The sequence below is a fragment of the Methanothermobacter tenebrarum genome (genome assembly GCF_003264935.1).
In the GTDB taxonomy this organism is placed as follows: domain Archaea; phylum Methanobacteriota; class Methanobacteria; order Methanobacteriales; family DSM-23052; genus Methanothermobacter_A; species Methanothermobacter_A tenebrarum_A.
In genome coordinates, this window is record NZ_QLOE01000001.1 from 53,821 (window position 1) to 75,000 (window position 21,180).

At 39.5% G+C, this 21,180-nt stretch carries 21 protein-coding genes; 12 read left to right on the top strand and 9 right to left on the bottom strand.

What is annotated here, in order from left to right; translation table 11 throughout:
• Positions 1-60: 60 nt before the first annotated feature.
• The 4 genes from glmM to thiC all read right to left on the bottom strand — a co-directional run bounded on the left by glmM (position 61) and on the right by thiC (position 5,185).
• Positions 61-1,428 carry a phosphoglucosamine mutase gene (glmM, locus tag DPC56_RS00300; protein WP_112093078.1) on the bottom strand — a complete coding sequence of 456 codons (1,368 nt, stop codon included), beginning with the start codon at positions 1,426-1,428 and terminating at the stop codon, positions 61-63.
• Between the two features lie 290 nt (positions 1,429-1,718).
• Positions 1,719-2,120, bottom strand: a complete 402-nt coding sequence (locus tag DPC56_RS00305; protein ID WP_112093079.1) for an OB-fold nucleic acid binding domain-containing protein — start codon at positions 2,118-2,120, stop codon at positions 1,719-1,721.
• A 96-nt stretch (positions 2,121-2,216) separates the two neighbouring features.
• On the bottom strand, positions 2,217-3,872 hold the full coding sequence (locus tag DPC56_RS00310) for an ATP-dependent DNA ligase (RefSeq protein WP_112093281.1): 1,656 nt from the start codon (positions 3,870-3,872) through the stop codon (positions 2,217-2,219).
• 41 nt (positions 3,873-3,913) lie between these two features.
• A complete protein-coding gene (gene thiC, locus DPC56_RS00315; protein ID WP_112093080.1) occupies positions 3,914-5,185 on the bottom strand; it encodes a phosphomethylpyrimidine synthase in 1,272 nt (423 codons plus the stop codon).
• Between the two features lie 48 nt (positions 5,186-5,233).
• On the opposite strand from thiC, the gene DPC56_RS00320 reads away from it, so the two are divergent.
• Entirely contained in the window at positions 5,234-5,632 is a 399-nt protein-coding gene (locus DPC56_RS00320) for a CBS domain-containing protein (protein WP_112093282.1), read from the top strand.
• Positions 5,633-5,637: 5 nt separating this feature from the next.
• On the opposite strand, the gene DPC56_RS00325 is transcribed toward DPC56_RS00320, so the two are convergent.
• Positions 5,638-6,453 carry a methanogenesis marker 8 protein gene (locus DPC56_RS00325; protein ID WP_112093081.1) on the bottom strand — a complete coding sequence of 272 codons (816 nt, stop codon included), beginning with the start codon at positions 6,451-6,453 and terminating at the stop codon, positions 5,638-5,640.
• Positions 6,454-6,457: 4 nt separating this feature from the next.
• Positions 6,458-7,489 carry a hypothetical protein gene (locus DPC56_RS00330; protein ID WP_112093283.1) on the bottom strand — a complete coding sequence of 344 codons (1,032 nt, stop codon included), beginning with the start codon at positions 7,487-7,489 and terminating at the stop codon, positions 6,458-6,460.
• Positions 7,490-7,615: 126 nt separating this feature from the next.
• Here DPC56_RS00330 and DPC56_RS08275 point away from each other — a divergent pair, with 126 nt between their 5' ends.
• Positions 7,616-7,954, top strand: coding sequence for a DUF2085 domain-containing protein (locus tag DPC56_RS08275; RefSeq protein WP_220084799.1), 339 nt, complete (start codon positions 7,616-7,618; stop codon positions 7,952-7,954).
• Positions 7,951-8,601: a cysteine peptidase family C39 domain-containing protein gene (locus tag DPC56_RS08280; RefSeq protein WP_220084800.1), complete on the top strand. Its 651-nt coding sequence runs from the start codon at positions 7,951-7,953 to the stop codon at positions 8,599-8,601. Before DPC56_RS08275 ends, DPC56_RS08280 begins: the two co-directional genes overlap by 4 nt.
• A 71-nt stretch (positions 8,602-8,672) precedes the next feature.
• Here the strand turns inward: DPC56_RS08280 and DPC56_RS00345 are convergent, their stop codons facing one another.
• Complete coding sequence (locus DPC56_RS00345) at positions 8,673-9,149, bottom strand: hypothetical protein (RefSeq protein WP_112093083.1); 477 nt, start codon at positions 9,147-9,149, stop codon at positions 8,673-8,675.
• Between the two features lie 357 nt (positions 9,150-9,506).
• On the opposite strand from DPC56_RS00345, the gene DPC56_RS00350 reads away from it, so the two are divergent.
• From DPC56_RS00350 to DPC56_RS00360, 3 genes are all read left to right on the top strand, one after another.
• Positions 9,507-9,866 (top strand): DUF5518 domain-containing protein, encoded by a 360-nt coding sequence (locus DPC56_RS00350; RefSeq protein ID WP_112093084.1) that lies wholly within the window; start codon positions 9,507-9,509, stop codon positions 9,864-9,866.
• A 72-nt stretch (positions 9,867-9,938) separates the two neighbouring features.
• On the top strand, positions 9,939-10,445 hold the full coding sequence (locus DPC56_RS00355) for a metallophosphoesterase (protein WP_112093085.1): 507 nt from the start codon (positions 9,939-9,941) through the stop codon (positions 10,443-10,445).
• Positions 10,446-10,451: 6 nt separating this feature from the next.
• Positions 10,452-11,066: an RlmE family RNA methyltransferase gene (locus DPC56_RS00360; protein WP_112093086.1), complete on the top strand. Its 615-nt coding sequence runs from the start codon at positions 10,452-10,454 to the stop codon at positions 11,064-11,066.
• Here the strand turns inward: DPC56_RS00360 and DPC56_RS00365 are convergent.
• Complete coding sequence (locus DPC56_RS00365; RefSeq protein ID WP_112093087.1) at positions 11,059-11,493, bottom strand: hypothetical protein; 435 nt, start codon at positions 11,491-11,493, stop codon at positions 11,059-11,061. The genes DPC56_RS00360 and DPC56_RS00365 overlap by 8 nt on opposite strands.
• An 82-nt stretch (positions 11,494-11,575) precedes the next feature.
• Here DPC56_RS00365 and DPC56_RS08495 point away from each other — a divergent pair, with 82 nt between their 5' ends.
• Genes DPC56_RS08495 through DPC56_RS00390 form a run of 5 tightly spaced genes read left to right on the top strand, consistent with a single transcriptional unit; the run spans position 11,576 to position 19,229 of the window.
• The gene (locus DPC56_RS08495) at positions 11,576-16,564 is read left to right on the top strand and encodes an LAGLIDADG family homing endonuclease (protein ID WP_112093088.1); all 4,989 of its coding nucleotides are present in this window, start codon (positions 11,576-11,578) and stop codon (positions 16,562-16,564) included.
• Between the two features lie 26 nt (positions 16,565-16,590).
• Positions 16,591-16,998, top strand: coding sequence for a translation initiation factor IF-2 subunit beta (locus tag DPC56_RS00375; protein ID WP_112093284.1), 408 nt, complete (start codon positions 16,591-16,593; stop codon positions 16,996-16,998).
• Positions 16,999-17,015: 17 nt separating this feature from the next.
• Positions 17,016-18,062, top strand: a complete 1,047-nt coding sequence (locus DPC56_RS00380) for a 60S ribosomal export protein NMD3 (protein ID WP_112093089.1) — start codon at positions 17,016-17,018, stop codon at positions 18,060-18,062.
• A 5-nt stretch (positions 18,063-18,067) separates the two neighbouring features.
• Complete coding sequence (locus DPC56_RS00385; protein ID WP_181454345.1) at positions 18,068-19,024, top strand: tyrosine--tRNA ligase; 957 nt, start codon at positions 18,068-18,070, stop codon at positions 19,022-19,024.
• A 10-nt stretch (positions 19,025-19,034) separates the two neighbouring features.
• Positions 19,035-19,229 carry a hypothetical protein gene (locus tag DPC56_RS00390; protein WP_112093091.1) on the top strand — a complete coding sequence of 65 codons (195 nt, stop codon included), beginning with the start codon at positions 19,035-19,037 and terminating at the stop codon, positions 19,227-19,229.
• A 1-nt stretch (position 19,230) separates the two neighbouring features.
• Here DPC56_RS00390 and tmk read toward each other — a convergent pair whose 3' ends face one another.
• Positions 19,231-19,806, bottom strand: a complete 576-nt coding sequence (gene tmk, locus DPC56_RS00395) for a dTMP kinase (protein ID WP_112093092.1) — start codon at positions 19,804-19,806, stop codon at positions 19,231-19,233.
• A 64-nt stretch (positions 19,807-19,870) separates the two neighbouring features.
• Between tmk and DPC56_RS00400 the strand changes: the two genes are divergently transcribed.
• Complete coding sequence (locus tag DPC56_RS00400) at positions 19,871-21,169, top strand: response regulator (protein ID WP_112093093.1); 1,299 nt, start codon at positions 19,871-19,873, stop codon at positions 21,167-21,169.
• Positions 21,170-21,180: the final 11 nt, after the last annotated feature.

A 21,180-nucleotide genomic window follows, 5' to 3' on the forward strand; every position in this document is an offset into this window, starting at 1 on the left:
AAACAACCAGCAGAATTTTACTATAATTATGTTCATTTATATTATAAAAAGGTTCACTTTTTAGCTCATCTCATTGATGGACTTTTTAACGATACTAATACCCCATTTGGCCATTTGGGTGGCTTTTTCTTGGCTTTTGGCTTCTGCGAAGCATCTGAATATGGGTTCTGTGCCCGATGGTCTTATGATCACCCACCCATCTTCTTTAAATATTTTAACGCCATCTGTGGTGTCTATTCTATCTATTTTAGGGTCCTTTTCAACTTTTTCTTGGATGGTGGCCATTACTTTGGGTTTAAGTTCATCTGGACATCTTATTTTCATCTTTTCAGAATAATATTTTGGTAGTTCAGCCACGAGCTTAGAGATTGGTTTGCCTTCTTCGGCCATGATCTCAAGTATTTTGGCGGCTGAGAGGGCTCCATCCCTACCATATACGAAATCTGGGAATATTAGGCCGCCATTTTCTTCACCGCCGAAGAGTCCTTTTTTTTCTTTGAGGGTTCTTGCCACGATTAGATCGCCTACTGGAGTTGTTATAACCTTTCCATTGTTTTCTTTTGCAATATCGTAGATGGCTGAAGTGGTTGCTACCGTTGTTACAATTAAGCCTCCTTTGTTTTCCTTTAACATTTTCTTCTCTACTAATGCGAAGGTTTTATCGCCGAAGATGAACTCTCCATTTTCATCTATACAGATTGTCCTGTCAGCGTCGCCGTCATGGGCTATGCCAAGATCGGCTCCACTGGCTTTAACCGTGTTCATTAGGTCTTTCAGGTTTTCTGGGGTTGGTTCGGGGTTTCGTCCGGGGAAAAAGCCGTCTGGTTGACAATTCAATGATAAGACTTCGCATCCAAGCTCTCTTAGAAGGTATGGTGTTGTATAGGAGGCTGCTCCTGATCCGCAGTCAACTACAACAGTAAAATTAGCCTCTCTTATAATGTCGGCATCAACTCTCTTTATAACTTCATCTATGTATTCTCTGATAATCCTCCTATTTCTGGTTGTGGAACCTATATTCTCCCATGGAACTCTTTCAACTTTTTCTTCGAAGAAAATTTTCTCTATTTTTTCTTCTATTTCTTCTTTGACTCCGATACCGTGTTCATCGACGAATTTTATCCCATTGTATTCTGGGGGATTATGGGATGCTGTGATGATAACCCCTGCATCATAGTATTTTCTAACAGCATATTGTACAGTAGGGGTTGGGAGGATCCCAAGATCTACAACATCACATCCACTAGATAGGAGGCCTGCTATAACAGCATGTTTTATCATGGGGGTGGAGGTTCTTGTATCACCACCCACAGCAACTTTTCCATCTATGAGAGAGCCGAAGGCTGCTGAGAGCTTTGATGCGAATTCTGGTGTTAATTGTTTGTTCGCGATCCTCCTAACACCAAAAGTGCCGAATAGTTTTTTCATTGTTATCAACCTTTTCGTGGAATTTTGAAATCATTATTAATCTTGAGTATGAGTTGTAGATTAATATTAGTTTTAAGGATTATATAGCCTATTTTTCTCTTATCATTTTTCTTTTGTGGAAGTGGGGGGATATTTACTTGGAACCATAATTTTTATAGAGGGAGATGAGCTAAAGAATACTCAAGAAAGGGGGGAGAATATAAACTGTCATGGATGGAATCGAGAGCATCATTCGCTGGAATAATGGGCTTTGGGAATCCCTATTATCCCAGGTTTTCTTAAATGTTGTTTCATAATATTTTTAGGTTTTGGGGCTCTTCAAGTATGATTTCCATTGAACCCTTGTATTCTGCTATTTTCCCTATGATTTTTATTTTTCTGTATTTGAGCATTTCTATACTCAGGTCGGATCTTTCAATCTCATTTTTAACAGATTCAAATATTACGATTGTTATCTTCCCAGTACCATCATTTAATGTGATGAATGACGCTTTACCAGTCTTTGAATTTTTTATATCCTCCACAAAACCTGTTACTGTGACTTCTTCGTCGATCATGCCCTTGTCTATTTCTTTTATTTTAACCTCCCGAGGCGTGATACTACCAGCCGACACTATCATCCCTATAAGGCCTACTAATGCCATGAAAATGACAATTTTAAATATCTTCTCATCCTCCACTATAAACACCATATTAATTATAGGCTATTAAGTATTATTATATTTTGTGGCCTGCACATCAAAAGTTTTTTAGAAAAGCCGCAAAATCTGGGATAATTGTGGGATTTTTTATGGTTTGAAGAGTGATTCTATACGTTTTATGGTGTCAACGTCTTCTAGGCTGAGATCATCCCTTATCCTTTTCACCACTGGAAATCGAAGGGAATATCCGCTTTCATACTCTGGGCTTTTTACTATTTCACTATATGCCACTTCTATGATTATTTCAGGTTTTACCCTGATTTTTCTCCCCTTTTCCTCTATCGTTATCTCCTTTAGCCTTTCTGTGAGTTCTTTGAGTGTTTTATCATCTAGGCCTGTTGCAACATGTGCTACTGTTTTCAGTTCACCGGTTTCATCATCCCTCGCCGCTAGCAGATATGATCCTATAAGGTGTGCACGTTTTCCTTTGCCGTATGTTCCACCAATAACCACCAAATCCAAAGTTTCGGGTTCTGCCTTGTACTTAAGCATCTTTTTGCCCCGTATCCCGGGTATATATGGTGCGTTTGGATCTTTTATCATTATACCTTCATGTCCCTCTTTTATAGATTCCCTGAAGAGTGATATGCCATCCTTGATATTCTCGGTAGTGACCTTCAATTGTCTACTTAATTCTATCTTACCATCTATGGGCCTGATTATAGACTCCAAGATCTTGCGCCGCTCTTTGAAGGGTTCGTCTATGAGGGGCCCCCTATAATATAGGATGTCGAAGAGGTAGAGTGTGAGGGGTATCCTGGTTATCATTTCTTCGATGTCGTATTTTCTCTTCACCCTTTGGAGGATGTATTGGAATGAACCGGGTCTTCCTTCAATGTTTACGATGATTTCCCCTTCTACTATGAAATCTTCTTGGGGTAACGATTTTTCCACGCGCTTGATGATCTCGGGCACAGCATTGCTTATATTTTCTAACCTGCGGGTGAATATGAGGATTTTATCATCTTTTCTATGTATTTGGACTCTCACACCATCATATTTGGTTTCGCAGAGCGCCTCCCCTAGTTCTTCTATGGCAGATTCTATGCTTTCTGCAAGTTGGGCTAACATTGGCTTCACTGGCCTTCCAGGTTCTAGTGAGAGTCTGCGGAGTCCAGCTTCGCCTTCACTCTTGGCAACCTTGGCCACCATCCCAAGGTCGTTGGTGAGCATGTAGGCTCTTTCAACAATTTCTTTGTCGATGTTGAATGCTAGTGATATGGCATCACTTATAATACCCTCACCAGCCCCAACCCTTAATTCTTCAAGTATTGTTCTTGTTATATATTTGGCCTCGATTGGGGAGGCTAATGAGAGTATGCCTATTAGTATGTCTATTTTTTTTGATTGGGCTCCTTTGCCTGTTATGTATGCCAGTTTTTTAAGATCGTTATAGACTTTTTCGACTGTGAGGGGATGTGGGGTGAATGTTAACTGGGATTTTCTTTTGAATAATACTTCACTTGCTTTGCCGATGTCGCCTTGTTCGCGGATTTCTTCTTCTATTTCATCAACACTCGCACCAGTGACGATTGATATTGCCTTCATTAGAAGTTTAGGACCGATTCCAAGCTCTTCTTCGCTCCAAGTTGGGAAAACACGGCCTAGGAGGAGTAAGGTTACGGTTGGTAAAAGTTCGGTTTCTGTTTTTTTGAGGAAATCAGCTATTATGTCAGTCTTTTCTAATCTTTTGGTTGTTGATTCTAGTTTGTTATAGAGTTTAGCTAAATTTTTGTATTCCATTATTATCCCCCTGGGGGGTGCATTCTGTGGGGGTGTTTTTTTCATTGTCTCTTGAAAAGTCTTAGGGCGCAGTATTCGCCACACATTGAGCACATGTCTTCTTCTTCAACTGGACATTGCATCCTATACTTTCTGGGTTTTTCATGGTCAAATGCCAATTCAAATTGCCTCTCCCAGTTGAAGTCTCTTCTCGCCCTCGCCATCTCTAATTCCATGTTCCACGCCCTCTCCATCCTCTTAGCTGAATCAGCTGCCTGTGCAGCTATCTTTGATGCTATAACCCCCTCTTTAACTTCTCTTATGCCTGGTATGGTTAAGTGTTCTGCTGGTGTTACATAACAGATGAAATCTGCTCCATAATAGGCTGCTATAGCCCCTCCAATGGCTGCGCTTATATGATCATAACCTGGAGCCATGTCAGTTACTATGGGACCTAGGACGTAGAATGGAGCTCCCTTACAGAGGGTCTTCTGGATTTTCATATTCGCGGGGATTTGATCTATTGGGACATGTCCGGGCCCCTCTACCATACATTGTACATTTGCTTCCCTGGCTTTTTCAACCAGTTCTCCTAGTATGATTAGTTCTTGTAGTTGTGGGGTGTCTGATGCGTCTGCCAGGCAGCCTGGTCTCAGTCCATCACCGAGGCTGAGTGTGACATCATATTCATGGGCTATTTCGAGGAGGTATTCATAGTTTGAGTAGAGTGGATTCTCCATCTTGTTATGTTTTATCCATGTGGCGAGGAAAACTCCTCCTCTACTCACCATCCCCAGGATCCTGTTTGATCTTTCTAGTTTCTCCACTGTGTCTAATGTTATGCCAGAGTGGACTGTCATGAAGTCGACTCCATCTTTTGCCTGTTTCTCTATTGTGTTGAAGATGTCGTCTTCGTCCATGTCAACTATTGAACCATTTTTTTCTGCAGCTTTTACACCGGCCTCATAGATGGGTACTGTGCCGATTGGTATGTCCACCTCTTCTAGTATTTTTTTTCTTATCTTGGCTAATTTCGGCCCTGTGCTCAGATCCATTATGGTGTCTGCTCCGTATTGGATGGCGACAAGTGATTTTTTAACTTCCAATTCAGGATCCTCCAATTTGGGGGAGGATCCGACATTAGCGTTTATTTTTGTGGATAGGCCTTCACCTATCCCACATGGGATTGGATTATGTATTGGATTTGATGGTATGACAATTCTACCCTGTGCTACTCTTTTCATGATATTTTTGATTTTATAATCTTCTGCTCTGGCCACTTCTTCCATTTGGGGTGTTGTGTTGCCTTTTTTTGCTTCTTCCATTTGAGTCACTTTGGATCCCCTCACCTTTAATATATAATTTTGAACACAAATAAGTTTATGATACGAGAACTTTGTGCAAAGGATATTATGATAAGGGATGTTATCGTGGTGACACCAGAGGAGTCTGTGGCTGCCGCGAAGTTGAAAATGGTCCGGGCTAATATTGGTGGAGTGCCTGTAGTAGATGGGGATAAGCTTGTTGGATTTATAACACATAGGGATATATTATTGGCTGGTAGTGAAGCTCTTAAACTTAAAGTGAAGGATATTATGAGCCGGGATCTTGTTGTAGTTGACAAGAACGCTTCTATTGGTACTATAAGTAAAATAATGGTGGAGACTGGCTATCAGAGGATTCCTGTGGTGGAAGATGGGAAATTATTGGGTCTTATAACCCAAAGTTGTGTGATAAAGGCCATAGCAGATCATATAGAAGACGATTGCTTCAAAAAGTAGGATATCTAGATTAGTGGATATGGTATTGGGGGGTTTTTCTTTTCTTTAAGGCCGCCTATTTTTTCTATTCGCTTTTTTATGAACCTTTCACCATCTTTTGTGGCGGCGTATATTGGTATTGAATATCCTGCCTTGAATAGTGCTTTTTTATCTCCGATGTGGCGGATATGTTTTGAAGCGCAGGATGTTATGATATCAGCATTTTGAAAGAGTATTTCGGCTTCTTTTCTTGTTATACCAGTGAGGTGAACAGCAAAAATATAAACTTTCTTGTCCATTTTCCTTATTTTAACTGCATCTTCTATGTTGGCTACTGTAACGGCTATAGAATTGTATCCTTGGTCTAGCGCTTTTTTAACACCCATGGGCTGGTCTATTTTCCCAGTTTCTGGTTCTAATACGTTTTCTTCTCCAAGTTTTTCTATGATCTTTTTTATGGGGCTTGTTTTAACCACCCCTGAGATTCTCCCACCCACCCCCTGTGCGAATTCTGGTTCGGTTATTAGAACTGTTCCAGCCCCTTCACATACCATCACTGCGCAGTCTATTATATTCTCTTCAAGGAGGGTTGAGATTATCTCGGAGACCCCGAAGGAGAGGAAATCTTTCATCTTGAGTTCTCTTTCCGGTGTGCACATCCCAAAGTCCCTTATACGGAATTCTATATTCTCACGTATAGTTTCCTTGTTTAGTTCTTTGATGCCCCTATATTTATGGAATAGTGGACAGTATTTTATCATGGGTTCTCCGAGTGAGACTATCCTACCATCCTTTATTATGATTTTTGCCCTTCCCAGGGCTTCTATGATATGCTCATCCATTCTATTATCCCTCTTTTCGTTTTCTTTCTTTGTAGGGGAACCCTTCTGCTGGTGTTGGCTTAAGGATTTTGATGGCATCGGATCTCATAAGGGCGTTTACAGAAGCGCTTAGTGAACAGAGCGTCCCTATACCATAACCTACTCTCTTTTCGTTGTCCATGATATCTACTGTTATGTAGTCTTCCATTCTCACAATCTCTTTTACATTAACGTTTTTCATCCTATGGAGTACTTTGTTCCCTAGGGCTCCCATGGCTTTCCCTATCCAACAATGTTTAAGGGGACATTGATCGCAATAATGTTTGAATATTCTATTCCATTTTTTACTTCCTAATCCTGCTGCTATTTCAGCCCTCACCGTGGAATAGGCTATGCAACAGCCCCAGTTCCTTCCTATAATCTTATCATCTTCGATTAGGTCAGTGTATACTCTTCTGTTTTTCCACCTGATACTGTTTAGGATGCCCCTTTCATATTTTATTTGGCCTGTGTTCTTGGATCCTTTTAACTGTTCTGCTATTTTACGCCTTATACTGGGAACCCTACCAGCTGATATGTTTATTGCGCAAACCGGACAAAATCCTGTGACTGAATTTGATATCTCATCACCATTCTCATCATAGAATATCGCCCTAACACCTATACCATCCCTTTTAACCTCCACATACCCACCATTTTCCCAAATAAGGGATATTATAAGCCCCGCGGATGTCACAACCCTACCATAACCTGACATTCTAGCCACTCTTCTAAGATCGGTTTTATCTGTTAAAATATCCTCGAGTTCAAATGCTATATCCTCTGGTAAAATCCCGGCGTCTATCTCTGCTCTAAGTATAGCCGGCGCCCAAGTTATATCCCTACCCACCCCCACAGTTTCCCCTGAAGCATCAACTAGCCAAGCATCCACACCCTCAAAACATTCCCTCGACTCCGCCCTCATACCCTGATCTGAAATCTCTTCTAGGATCCTATGACATATACCACACGCACCCTCAGTCAAATCAAGGATAGAGGAAGAAACTTTATCAACCATCATAATCCCCCCAAAGTTTAACTTTTAATTAATTATTATCATAAACAATTATAAAAGACAAGAGGTGGAATCTTATTAACCAACCATCAAAAAAATAATATTATGAAAAACCCTCGGGGTTTTAACATGAAATTCAAGATTTGTCATAGAATACCAGACCGAACATTCTCGATAAAAGGCCACTACTTTCCAGTCTGTTCAAGATGCACTGGTATATACATCGGAGCATTCTCCTATTTCATCATAGCATACCTCACACCCATAAAATACACAACAACATTAATCATCGCAGCAACACTAATAACAGCACCCACAATAATTGACGGATCCACACAACTATTAGGTTTAAGGGAAAGCAACAACATGCTAAGATTCCTAACAGGCCTACCCGCAGGTATCGGTATCGGGATCATGACAAAAGCCCTAAAATTCTTAATATTAACGATAATGTGGGGAACATTTTGAAATGTCCAAAATGTGGAACATATAATAGGCCAGGGGCAAAATTCTGCAGAAACTGCGGTGCAAAACTTGCTAAAACCTCAAGCACAACTTGGGGTGTGCTGGCAAGCTGCTGCTTCGGGATAATATTCGTCATAATAATAGGGGCCATTATAAGCCCTGAAGTCCGCCAAGAACCATCCAATAAAATAGAGACTGTATATGGTTATAAGATAGTCTATCAGACAACAAATTATACATGTGGACCCGCAGCCCTCGCAACAGCACTTACAAACAAAAAAGGAGCTAACCTAACCGAGAAGATGATAGTAGACTATCTTGGCAACAATCCCAAAGGCTACAGCCCCCAACAGATCGTCAAAGCCGCCAAACATTTTGGATACAATGCCATTATAGACACAGGCCCGCCAGAAGAATATGATATTATAGTAATAGATGATGGGATACTAGACCTAGGATATCCATCCTATGATGCTAACCACACCCAAACCTATTATATAGTACCAGGAACTAATGGACACTTCACAGTATATGCTGGAATGACCCCAGACGGCTTCATAGTATTCCTGGACCCATCAAACGGACTAGAATATATCAGCCCAGAAACATTCAATAGAATCTACCAAAATATAAGAATCCATATCCCCTAAAAAGATGGGATTGCATCATGATATCCAAGTAAACTTGAATAAGACTTTAAAGGATCTGTGAAGAGGAGCCATTAATAGTAGTCCCAGATTGTAACCTGCCAATTTTCAAGATCCACAGAATATACCATAATACAGTATTTGCCAGGGCCGCTTGTAACTTCTATTATCTCCCTTTTTTTGTTTGGGTATTCTGTAGCCCCCCATTCTATGGTTTTTGTTGCCACGATACTGTTATCTTTTATAACATCTACTTGCATACTGTTGGGTTGGTAGGTTATCATTGGCACGGCAGACATTACAACCTTGAACTTGTCACCTTGTATGTTGAAGCACCTGTAATCATCATCTGAGCCTTTGAATGTCCCTAATTCATGCCATTCAGCCCCTTCATCTGTTGATGGGATTAATCCTCCATTGGATGGTTTCTCTATCTTGGGGGATATAGGGTTCTTTAGGGGAAATTCAGTGTATATTATCCCACTTATAAAACCTAAAATTGCAACTAGGATGAAACATACTACAAGGAGTATTTTGGTAGCTTGCTCCAAGATAAAAAAACCCCCTTTAACATCTATTATCAAGATTTCCAATCGAATTTTTATGGTTTTAAGCACCTTGAGAAGCCTATCTTATCTTGGGTTCATAGGAGGATCCACCCCCCAATTCTTGGGGGGTGATGATTAATTTTTTTTAACTTTTCGCCCAATAAAACAGATTTTAGGGGAGGTGTTCTATTGGGAGTCTTCATCCCTTCAGTGGATCTGTGGGATGATCTTATATTCTTTTGGATATTGTAATATACTTTCATATTTTATATTCTTTTTGGTTACAATAGGAGTGTGTGGGGTTTTTTCCGGCGATAGAATTAAATAATATTCACTTCAATTATTATTTGGGTGATATCCATGGTGAAGTGGGGTCCTGTAGTTATAGGTTTCATATTATCTATTATTTTTCCAATAATCTTAGAGTCCTTCATGCCTAGGGGCGCATCTGTCCTGGGATTGTTCTTAGCAGGTTTTATAGTGGGTTTAATGGCGAAAGAGGGCGCCCTTGGAGGTTTCTGGAATGCTACGGTTGCTGGTGCGTTTGGTGGTATAATATTAGCCATGCTTCTAAGCATTTTCGGCGCCCTTATCGGTGGAATATTCGGTTTTTTCATAGGACTTTTCACAGGTATTGCAGTGGTAATAGTCTTACTCTTAGTTTCGATGATATTCATGGGGATTGGAGGGGCTATAGGAGGTTTTCTAGCGGGAGAATAGAAATTTTCCCCATTCTAAGGTTATTTTTAGATTATAGTTAATTCTAGAAATTATATTATCCGGGTGATCGATATGCTTGTCGGCGTTGTTTCTGATACTCATGTACCTGATAGGGTTTCTGTCATCCCTGATAAGGTCTTTGAGGTTTTCAGTAGCGTGGACATGATACTCCATGCTGGTGATTTAACCTCATTGGATGTTAAAGATGAGCTTAATAATTTAGCCCCCATGAAATGCGTTCAAGGTAACATGGATCGTTATTATGGTCTCGAACTTCCAAGGGATGAAATCCTAAAGGTAGATGGTCTAAGTATAGGTTTGAATCATGGTGAGGTTTATCCTCGTGGCGATACTCAGCAGCTTAAATATATTGCCCTAGAAATGAATGTTGATGTTCTTATCTCAGGGCATACTCATCAGCCGTTTATCAAAGAGGTTGATGGTATACTACTCTTGAATCCTGGCAGTCCTACAGTGCCGCGGCTGGCTTATCCTACTGTAATGTTAGTTGAAATCTATGATGGTAAGATTGAAACAGAGATTGTGAGGGTAGGTTCACCAACTTGCAAAATAAGGTGATTAACTTTGGGTAGAAGATGGTATCTTGAAAGAAAAAGGGACTATTATTATAAGAGTGCTAAGAAGCAGAAATATAGGTCTAGGGCCTCATATAAGCTTTTACAACTCGATAATAGGTTTAAATTGATTAGGAAGGGGGATAAGGTTGTTGATCTTGGGGCTGCTCCTGGTGGCTGGTCACAGGTCGCCCTTGAGAAAGTGGGTGATGATGGACTTGTCATCGCCGTGGATATTAAGCCTATTAAACCTTTCCCAGTGGATAATTTCCATGCTATAAAAGGAGATTTTACAGATGAGAAGGTCCAAGAGAAGATAGGTGAACTTCTAGGTGGGAAAGCTGATGTTATAATATCTGATGCTTCTCCTTCACTTTCAGGTATAAAAAATATTGACCAGTTAAGGTCATTGGAACTTGTTGAGAACGTTATAAAAGTTGCAGACAGATTCCTTAAAAAAGGTGGTAACCTCCTTGTTAAAGTTTTCCAAGGGCCTGGTTTCAATGAATTGTTAAAGAAATTAAGGAGTTCCTTTATGAGGGTTAAAAGCACGAAACCGGCTTCTTCTAGGAAGGGTAGCCCCGAGATGTATATTGTCTGTAAAGGATTCAAAGGGGTTAAATGAGGGCTTTTAGACTAGCTAGACTATCTCTGGCCTCTTTTAATTTCAAATTCGCGGTCTGCAGTCTATTCTTGATCTCTGGTATTGGTTTGTTAGTGGAAAGGGCGCTCTCAACATCATCAAGGGCAGATTTAGCCTCCACAAGTTTGATCTCTGCGTTAACATACTTTTCCATAAGGTCCTTGTCACCCATACCATAGATTACCTTCTTTGTCGACTCATAATCGATTTCCAGATCCTGGTACTCCTTTTGTAATTGGGCGAATTCATCATATAACGATCCTTTATCAACATTCGTGGATATAGTTGAGGATATCCTATCAACTCCAATATATAACAGGACTAGGACTGTTGCAATGATCATTAACACTCCAAGTAATGAAATGGTCATGGAAGTCCACTTGAACAATCTTAGCCTTGATCTCCTCATGGAATCACCTCCGGCGCATCCCCTTGTATTCTGAAATTCATTCTTTGTAAAGATTTTTATAAAACGATAATAATATACTTTTATGATGAAGGTAGCAGAGAAAACAAAAACACCCACTATTAGATTTGAAGAATTCTTCTCCACAAAAGAATATAAGGACAAGATATTCGAGGTCTTGGAGAAATATCCTACTGTAAGATCTATTGAAATAGACTATAGAGACCTTGAAATGTTCGACCCGGACCTTGCGGATCTTCTAATAGAAAAACCTGACACCATAATAAAAACAGCCCAGAGAGCCATCCGAAACATAAACCCCATGGGAATAGACGCGGATCTCAACATAAGATTCAAGAATATCACTAATATTATCCCATTGAGGGATTTGAGGAGTAAATTTATAGGTAAATTAGTCGCAGTTGACGGTATCGTGAGAAAAGTTGATGAAATACGTCCAAGAATACTAAAAGCCGCTTTTGAATGTAGAAGTTGTGGACACCTACAAGAGGTGCCACAACCCAGTAACATTTTAACCGAACCTTCATTCTGCCCAGAATGCAGGGGCCGCTCATTCAGACTATTACAAGAAGATTCCCAATTCCTTGACACGCAAAACTTAAAATTACAAGAGCCACTGGAAAACCTTTCAGGTGGTGAACAGCCCAGACAAATAACAATAGTATTAGAAGACGACCTCGTGGACACCCTAACACCAGGGGATGTGGTGAGGGTCACAGGCATACTCAGAACAATAAGGGATGATAAGACAAAACGCTTCAAAAACTTCATATACGGAAACTACGCGGAATTCCTCGAGCAAGAATTCGAAGAACTACAGATAACAGCCGAGGACGAGAAAAAAATAAAAAAACTCGCAGCAGACCCCAACATATATGATAGGATAGTAAGATCCACAGTCCCATCAATCTACGGATACCGTGAAATCAAAGAAGCCATTGCACTACAACTATTCGGAGGAACAGGGAAAGAATTAGATGATAAAACAAGACTCAGAGGGGACATACACATACTAATAGTAGGAGACCCTGGTATCGGAAAATCCCAAATGCTTAAATATGTCTCAAAATTAGCCCCAAGGGGCATATATACCAGTGGTAAAGGCACAACCGGTGTTGGATTGTGTGTAGCCCCTGAAAGCCTGATCTTCACAGAAGAAGGGGCATTTGAAATTGGAGATTTCGTTGAAAAAAACCTCATCAAACCTATCGAATACAGAAAGGGAATCTATCTATCAAGGCTTAAAAAACCGATCAAGATTCAAACCATAAACCCAACAAAAGTATCTTCAAAGTTTTCTGATAAAATTTGGAAGCTTAAAGCCCCTGAAAAACTAGTTAAAATAACAACACAAACTGGGAAAGAATTGACTCTAACACCAGAAACAAAAATTTTAAGCTTTGAAAATGGAGAATTAAAGTGGAAAGAATCTAGAAAATTTGAAGAAGGCGACCTTGTGGTGACAACGAGAAAATTAGAGCACAAGGGACAAAATATTTTAACACTTGAACTTATCAAGGACATGGATAATGTGGTAGTCCATGGAGTAGAATCTTTAGTAAAAAAACTTATCAGGAAAATTAAAAAAGAGGAAGGCTTTAAGGAGTTCGCCAAGGAGCTTGAATTTAATGAAGATAACCATTATTGGACTAATGAGAATACCCCAATTATCAATTTAGGCATGCTCTTAAAACTCGTTAGAAAAGCCAATTACAACTTGGAAAAGTTAACTGATAAAATTCAGGGTTTTTCACAAGATGGACGTCCAATAAAGCTTCCTAAATATTTGAACGAAAGATTCTTGTATTTTGCAGGTCTGATGGCTGGTGATGGGGATATTAGAGTCACACCTGATGGTTCTTATTCCATAAGGTTCTCAAATAATAATAAAGAGCTTAGAGAAAGATTCAAATCCATTGTCAAAGAGCTTTTCGGGATCGAGCCAAAAGAAAGCGCTTCAAGTATCATGTTCAATTCGAAGATTATCGCACACATTTTAAACAGGCTCGACATTCCAGGATCTCCAAAATACGACAGAGATATTATATTTTCCCTTCCAGATAAAGGACTAGCAGCATTTATCAGAGGATTATTCGATTCCAATGGAACCGTCATCATAGGAGGTAATGGTTCCATCAATTTGCACTGTAAAGATAAGTTGGCTAAAAAACTCCAACTTGCATTCCTAAGATTTGGGATAATAGCACATGTAAAAAAGGAGGAACTTACAAGGGTAAAAGGCAACATTAAAGATAATTATATAATCCGGATTTCTGGAGAGGAGATTGAAAAGTTCGCCAAATTAATTGGATCCGAACATCCGAATAAGAAAAATAAACTCCAAAAGTTACTAAGTAAAAGAAAGAGCACAAAAACAGATTTAATACCCGGAATTGGAGGGATCATAAAAGAAATAAGAAGTTTCTATGGAATAAGCGTTAAAGAAACCTATGATTCAAACCTCGGATATTTAGTTGAAGAAAGAGGCGTCATTTCAAGAAAATCCCTCCAAAAGGTTATCAAAAACTTAAAATCAAAAGCATCAATTGAAAATATTAAAGTGGAGATATCCGATAATATCAGGTCAAAGCTCGGGAAAATTAAATGGAGTACGAAAGTACCATTTAGAATCCTTGTCCAAATCGCAAAAAGAATAAAGGATAAAAAAGTGCGCACATCCATTGTTCAAATTTTAACTGATTTGAAAGCTCAAGAAAAGACTATTAAAGAAAAGCTTCAATATTTAGAAAAGTTGGCTTATTCTGATATCCTATTTGAAAAGATAAAGAAAGTTGAGATTATCACATCACCATATGATTATGTTTATGATCTAACAGTCAAAAAATCTCATAGCTTCATAGCAAATGGTATAGTGGTCCATAACACAGCTGCTGCAGTTCGGGACGAACTGGGCGGATGGTCACTCGAAGCCGGTGCATTAGTCCTAGGAGACCGCGGAATCGTCTGTGTCGATGAATTGGATAAAATGCGAGAAGAGGACCGTTCAGCCATACACGAGGCCCTTGAGCAACAAAGCTATCACAAAGATTTCGAGATTCTTCTCGCAGATGGTAGGAAAGCCAAGATAGGCGATCTTGTAGACGAACTCATGAAAAAGGGGAAGAATGAGATAATCCATGGAAAGGATACTGAGATCTTGATAACAGATAAACTCAAGGTAATGGCATATGACTTGAAAAATTTAAGGATAATCCCAGTCACTGCTGATAGGATAAGCCGGCATAAAGCCCCTGATAATTTTATAAAAATAAAATTTGAAAATGGTAGGAGCATTATTGTAACACCCGAACATCCAATTGTAATATGGGATGGTGATATTAAAACCGTCCGCGCAGATGAAATTAAAGAGAATACATTGGTAATTGGGGTAAATAGTTACAATATATCCGCGAAGGGAGATATTGACACCGTTACTGCTAAATTTTTAGGATTCGCCCTCTCAAAATATTATAATAGGGCCGAGTTTATAAGTGCTGATGAAAAATTAATTGAAGAACTTAAAAAAATATTAGAAAAACGAAAGATAGAATATAATGTTTCCATGAAAAAAGAAGGCGAGAAAACAGTATATACTCTCAGGATCGTTAATTTTGATGAATTCCCTGATCTTTTATCACCACCAGATATGAGAAGAGTTCCAGATAAGATCCTGATGGGTCCTGCCGATGCTCAAAGGGCGTTTTTAAATGCTTATTACAAGGTCGATGGTTTCGTGGATGGGCACCATACAGGTTATCGCACAGTTTCGCCTAAAATGGCTGAAGACCTACAAGATCTACTTTTAATCTCTGGAATTTATTCTTACATCCTCAAAGATGGAGAAAATTATAAGATTATAATCAGCGAAGACAACATGGAAAGATTCGCCCAGATAATTGATGATCCAAGAATTGAAAAACTGAAAACCCAAATAAGACTAGCAGATAATAATAACTTACCAAGGCTATCAAATGGAATAAACCCAAGCGAGGAAATCAATATTAAAACCGCAGAGAGACTCCTCACAGTTGAAGAATTAACAGAAAAACTGAAAACACCATATTCTACATGGCCTCATCGACTAATGGAGAACAGATTACCAACAAACTTCATTGAAGAGTTAGAACCAGCCAAAAATCTACGATTTATTAAAGTCAAAAGCGTGGAAATGATCAAAAACACTGACTCAAAATGGGTTTATGATATAACTGTTGAACCATATCATCTATTTGTCTCCCATGGTCTAGTACTACACAACACAATAAGTATAGCTAAAGCAGGTATAATGGCAACCCTAAATTCACGTTGCGCAGTACTAGCAGCAGCCAATCCAAAATTCGGGCGATTTGACACTTACAAGTCCATAGCAGAGCAAATAGACTTACCATCAACTATACTTTCAAGGTTCGACCTAATATTCGTCATAGAGGACAAACCACACGAGGAAAAAGACAGAGAACTTGCAAGGCACATCCTCAAAACCCACAAAGAGGATACGCTACCCATAGAAATCGAACCCGAATTACTAAGAAAATATATAGCATATGCAAGAAAGAATATTCATCCCACACTAACAGACAAGGCAATGAAAGTACTCGAAGAATTCTATGTTTCAATGCGAAGCAGCGCAACAGACGAAGATTCGCCAGTTCCGATAACAGCACGCCAACTAGAAGCCATAATAAGACTAGCAGAGGCGAGCGCCAGAGTAAAACTCAAAAATAAAGTCGAAGCAGAAGATGCTAAAAGGGCCATAAGACTGGCGAAATCCTGCCTCAAACAAGTCGGCTACGACCCAGAAACAGGCAAAATCGACATAGACAAAGTAGAAGGCAGAACCCCAAAATCAGAAAGAGACAAATTCAACATACTAATAGAACTAATAAAAGAACTCGAAGAAGAATACGGGGGAAAAGCACCAACCAACATCCTTAAATCAGAAATGCTAGACAGATATAATATAAGTGAAGAAAAAGTAGAAGAACTCCTAAGATTTTTACAAGAAAAAGGAGTAATATTCGAACCCCAAAGAGGCTACGTAAAAATAGTCTAAATTTGGGGGAAGGAGGCATGATAAACTTGCAAGATTATGAAAAATTACTAGACAGGGCCATAGAACAATTACCACCAGAAGTCCTAGAAACTAAACGTTTCACAACCCCAAAGGCCTATTCTGTCATCCAAGGTAACAGGACACTCATACAAAACTTCAAGGAAATAGCAGCCAAATTAAACAGGGACCCACAACACCTTCTAAGATACCTCTTAAGGGAACTTGGAACAGCAGGAAACATCGAAGGTAAACGGGCCATCCTACAAGGAAAATTCACACATTTCCACATAAATGAAAGGATAGAAGATTATGTGAAAAAGTTCGTATTATGCCCAGAATGCAACCGTCCAGACACTCGCATAATAAAAGAAGGCCGCATATCCCTCCTAAAATGTGAGGCTTGCGGCGCCAAAGCCCCATTAAAGCCGGTCTAAAAATTTAGGAGTTTTATATGGGTGGGAATTTTTGCATAAAATGCGGGCGCTCCAACACCCGACTATACAAAGGATTATGTAAGGAATGTTTCCTTGAAGAGTACAAGCTTTTAGAAGTTCCGGAAAGGATAGAAGTTGAAGTCTGCGCACACTGCAATGCACAACTAATCAATGGAAAATGGACTGGGAGGGGCGTACCAGAAGACGAGATAATCTACCGCGCCCTTGAAAACAATATCGAAAAAAAAGTAGATGATGTCATAGTAGACCTTGAAATACTCCAGAAAAGGGGGACCATAAGCTCCTGCCTAGTAAGAGCAAAGGCAAAAATTCTAGGAGAAGAGATAACACAAGACTTCTATACAGAGGTAAGATTAAAAAAGATAGTATGCCCATATTGCAGTAAATACAGATCTGGATATTATGAAGCGGTCATACAATTAAGAGCAGATGAAAGAAGCCTAGGACCAGAGGAGATAAAAGAGGCGGAACAGATAATAGAAAAAACCCTCCAAAGACTATGGGGAAAAGACAAACTAGCATACCTTGCCAAGAAAACCATGCAAAAAGAGGGCGTGGACTATTATATAGGATCATATAAGGCAGCCAAGCGGGTTATAGCAGCGCTCCGAGAAGAATTCGGGGGGCTTGTGAAAGAATCCCCCAGGCTCATGGGAAGAGACAAATCCACTGGCAAAAACATCTACAGGATATGGATTTCATTCAAATTACCCAAATTCAAAAAAGGAGACCTAATATCATATAAAGGCCGTGTAGGGATCATAAAAGCCATGAACTCCCATGGTATACTATTCTACGACCTTGATAGACGAGAGATGTCAACCACACTCTGGCGTGAATACCAGAAAATAGAAAGGATAGCAACCCCAGAGGATATAAAGAAGACAACCGTCACGGCAATATCCCCTACTAAAATCCAAATACTGGATCCTATAAGCTACGAGCCGATAGACCTCGAACTTAAACCTGGTATGGAAAATTTAAAGATTGGTGACCAGGTATCAGTAGTTCAAATAGGCAACAAAACATACATCCTATGGTGATAAAAGTGGATATCGAAGAAAAGATAAAAATCGCGAAGAAGGGCACCATAGAATTGATCACCGAAGAAGAATTAAGGGAAAAACTCCAAAAAAGAAAACCAGTCGCATATATAGGCTACGAACCATCAGGGAAAATACACGTAGGCCATGCCATCACAGTAATGAAACTCCTAGACCTCCAAAGAATAGGATTCAAAGTAAAAGTGCTTCTGGCAGACTATCATGCTCACCTTAATGGTAAAGGCCCCATGGAAAAAATAGAAGAGATGGCAGAATACAACAAGAGATGCTTCAAGGCCCTCGGACTATCAGATGATACAGAGTTCATATTAGGGTCAAGTTTCCAGACAAAAGAAGAGTACACACATAAACTCTATGAATTGTCACTTATAACGACACTAGCAAGGGCTAAGAGGAGTATGGCTCAGATAACAAGAGAAGCTGAAAACCCCAAGGTCGCGGAGGTCATATACCCACTCATGCAAGTCATCGACATGATATTCCTAGAAGTGGATCTTGCATTGGGTGGTATGGAGCAGAGGAAAATACACATGCTTGCCAGGGAAAACCTCCCAAGACTCGGCTACAATGCACCGGTATGTATGCACACACCCCTACTCCATGGAACAGATGGTGGGGAGAAAATGTCATCTAGTAAGGGCAATTTCATAGCAGTTGACGATCCACCAGAAGTTATCAGGGAAAAGATAAAGAAAAGCTATTGTCCGATGAAGGAGATAAAAGGCAACCCTATAATAGAGATGGCCGAATATCTTATACTACCAATGTATGATAGGATGCTGATAAAAAGGCCTGAAAAGTTCGGAGGCGACCTTGAACTTGGCCGTGAAGAGCTCATAAAAGCATATTCCAGCGGCGAATTACATCCACTTGACCTTAAAAATGCTGTTAGCGAATATTTGATAGAGATTTTTGAACCCGCCAGGGAATACCTTGAATAGGTGGTTATGCATGTTATATGAGATGAGATTGCCACATGGGGTAACAGGTAGTATGGTTATAAAGATTATGGAGAAATATGATGTGGAGCTAGTCCAGACAGATCAGGGGCCAGTTCTTCAAGGGGAATTAGAGGAGCTTGAAAAGGCTAGGGATGAGATCATAAAGTATCTTAACGAGCGCATAAAGGAATTAGAGGGTAGATAGTCTATCTGCAAATGCCAAGATAGGGTGCTATTATCTTCCTTATATCATCTTGTATGATGTTAATGCCCCTGTTAGCATCTACTATAAAGCATTCGTTTTCTTCTGCTATTCTGAGGTATTTTTTCCTCACTCTTTCAAGGAATGATTTCTTCTCGAACCTTTCAAGGCCTTCGAATCTTTCCTGGGCATTTTCAGGTTTGATGTCCAAGATTATGACGATATCTGGTTTTATGGCGAATTTGTTTATTTCTTTTATCCAATCTTCTGGTTCTTGGTATGCTATGCTAGAATAAAAGCATCGATCGCTTACTATGATAATTCCTTCATCCTTTGCCTTTTGGATTTTATCTCGCAAGAGGAGTCTATCAGCTGCGAATAACAGGCCTAGTACCTTTTGCTGCTCAGCGGTTGGTAAGTTTGGTTCGTTTAGTATTTTTCTTATCAGTTTACCGATGGGTGACTGGGTAGGTTCTCTGATAAGCTCTACTTTGTATCCATTTTTATCAAGCCAGTCTTTCAAAAGTTTACATTGAGTTGTTTTACCAGCCCCATCTATTCCCTCGATACAAATATACATTGAATCCAATTTATATAATAAAGTATAATATATAATGGGGTAATTCAAGCTTGGGGTTTGGATCATGGCAAAGGTAATGATAGTGGAAGATGAGAACATAGTTGCTATGGATATCAAACAACGCTTAGAAATGCTAGGATATGAGGTTACTGCTACTGTAACTACAGGTGAAGAGGCTATCGAATTGGCCGAGAAAACAAGACCTGATGTCATACTCATGGATATCGTCCTCAAGGGTGAAATAGATGGGATAGAAGCAGCTGAGGAGATCAGAAGACGATTCGGAATCCCCATCATTTATATAACGGCTTATTCTGATAAGAAGACCCTTGAAAGTGCTAAAGTGACAGAACCATTCGGTTACATTATAAAACCCTTCGAGGACCGGGAACTACAGAGTGTAATTGAAATAACACTCTACAAAGATAAAATAGAGAAAAAATTAAGGGAAAGCGAGGAACGATATCGTGCAATTATAAGATCATTAAATGATGTTCTGTTCACCTTAGATGCTAATGAAAAATATACTATGGTATCAGGTCAAATACAAGATTATGGTTTGGCCGAGGAGGAAATGATAGGGAAGACCCCTAGGGAAGTTTTTGGAACTGCTGGTGAAATACACCATCAAGAAAATCAGAAAGTATTAAAGGGCGAATCAAGGGCATATCATTGGAAATGGGAAAAAAATGGTAAAATATTATACTTTATGGTGTCTCTTTCACCTCTAAGAGATTCCGAGGGTGAAATTATTGGCATAACCGGAATACTCAAAGACATCACAGCACTTAAAGAATATGAACTGACACTTAAAAAGGAGAACAGGATAAGCAGAGCATTAGCAAATCTTGCTAAAGAACTTCTGAAACCTATATCACTCGAGAAAATATCGGATAATGTTATAGAATATGCGAGAAAGCTTACAGAAAGTCAATTTTGTATCATAGAAGTCGTTAACAGGGAGGGACTAAAGGAGTGTATCATACCAGAGGAAACATTAAAAGAATGCCAACTAAAGGAAAAACCTAAAATGACCAGATTATGGGATTGGATCATGGAAAATAGGAAACCATTATTATCCAATAATCCCCAAGAAGATCATAGGCTGCCTCACATCCCAGCAGATCATGTGAAAATTGAAAACCTCCTCATGGTCCCAACACTATTACAAAATGAACTCGTGGGTATAATAGCCCTCGCAAACAAAGATGGAGGCTATGACAAAAAAGACCTTGAAATAGTAGAAAGATTAGCAGACCTATATTCAATCGCCATAAAAAGGAAACAAGACGAGGAAAGGAATAGGATTATCATCCAAAAATTCCTTAAAATAGTATCAGAGATCCTAGAAGAACTTAAATAACATCCAACCCA

Excerpts from the sequence above, each read along its gene's own strand:
- DPC56_RS00310 (WP_112093281.1), bottom strand. The coding sequence starts at position 3,872 with ATGGAATACAAAAATTTAGCTAAACTCTATAACAAACTAGAATCAACA.
- DPC56_RS00355 (WP_112093085.1), top strand. The coding sequence starts at position 9,939 with ATGCTTGTCGGCGTTGTTTCTGATACTCATGTACCTGATAGGGTTTCT.
- DPC56_RS00320 (WP_112093282.1), top strand. The coding sequence starts at position 5,234 with ATGATACGAGAACTTTGTGCAAAGGATATTATGATAAGGGATGTTATC.
- DPC56_RS00305 (WP_112093079.1), bottom strand. The coding sequence starts at position 2,120 with ATGGTGTTTATAGTGGAGGATGAGAAGATATTTAAAATTGTCATTTTC.
- DPC56_RS00350 (WP_112093084.1), top strand. The coding sequence starts at position 9,507 with ATGGTGAAGTGGGGTCCTGTAGTTATAGGTTTCATATTATCTATTATT.
- glmM (WP_112093078.1), bottom strand. The coding sequence starts at position 1,428 with ATGAAAAAACTATTCGGCACTTTTGGTGTTAGGAGGATCGCGAACAAA.
- DPC56_RS00380 (WP_112093089.1), top strand. The coding sequence starts at position 17,016 with ATGGGTGGGAATTTTTGCATAAAATGCGGGCGCTCCAACACCCGACTA.
- DPC56_RS00325 (WP_112093081.1), bottom strand. The coding sequence starts at position 6,453 with ATGGATGAGCATATCATAGAAGCCCTGGGAAGGGCAAAAATCATAATA.
- DPC56_RS00330 (WP_112093283.1), bottom strand. The coding sequence starts at position 7,489 with ATGGTTGATAAAGTTTCTTCCTCTATCCTTGATTTGACTGAGGGTGCG.
- DPC56_RS00390 (WP_112093091.1), top strand. The coding sequence starts at position 19,035 with ATGTTATATGAGATGAGATTGCCACATGGGGTAACAGGTAGTATGGTT.
- DPC56_RS00400 (WP_112093093.1), top strand. The coding sequence starts at position 19,871 with ATGGCAAAGGTAATGATAGTGGAAGATGAGAACATAGTTGCTATGGAT.
- DPC56_RS00365 (WP_112093087.1), bottom strand. The coding sequence starts at position 11,493 with ATGAGGAGATCAAGGCTAAGATTGTTCAAGTGGACTTCCATGACCATT.
- DPC56_RS08495 (WP_112093088.1), top strand. The coding sequence starts at position 11,576 with ATGATGAAGGTAGCAGAGAAAACAAAAACACCCACTATTAGATTTGAA.
- tmk (WP_112093092.1), bottom strand. The coding sequence starts at position 19,806 with ATGTATATTTGTATCGAGGGAATAGATGGGGCTGGTAAAACAACTCAA.
- DPC56_RS08275 (WP_220084799.1), top strand. The coding sequence starts at position 7,616 with ATGAAATTCAAGATTTGTCATAGAATACCAGACCGAACATTCTCGATA.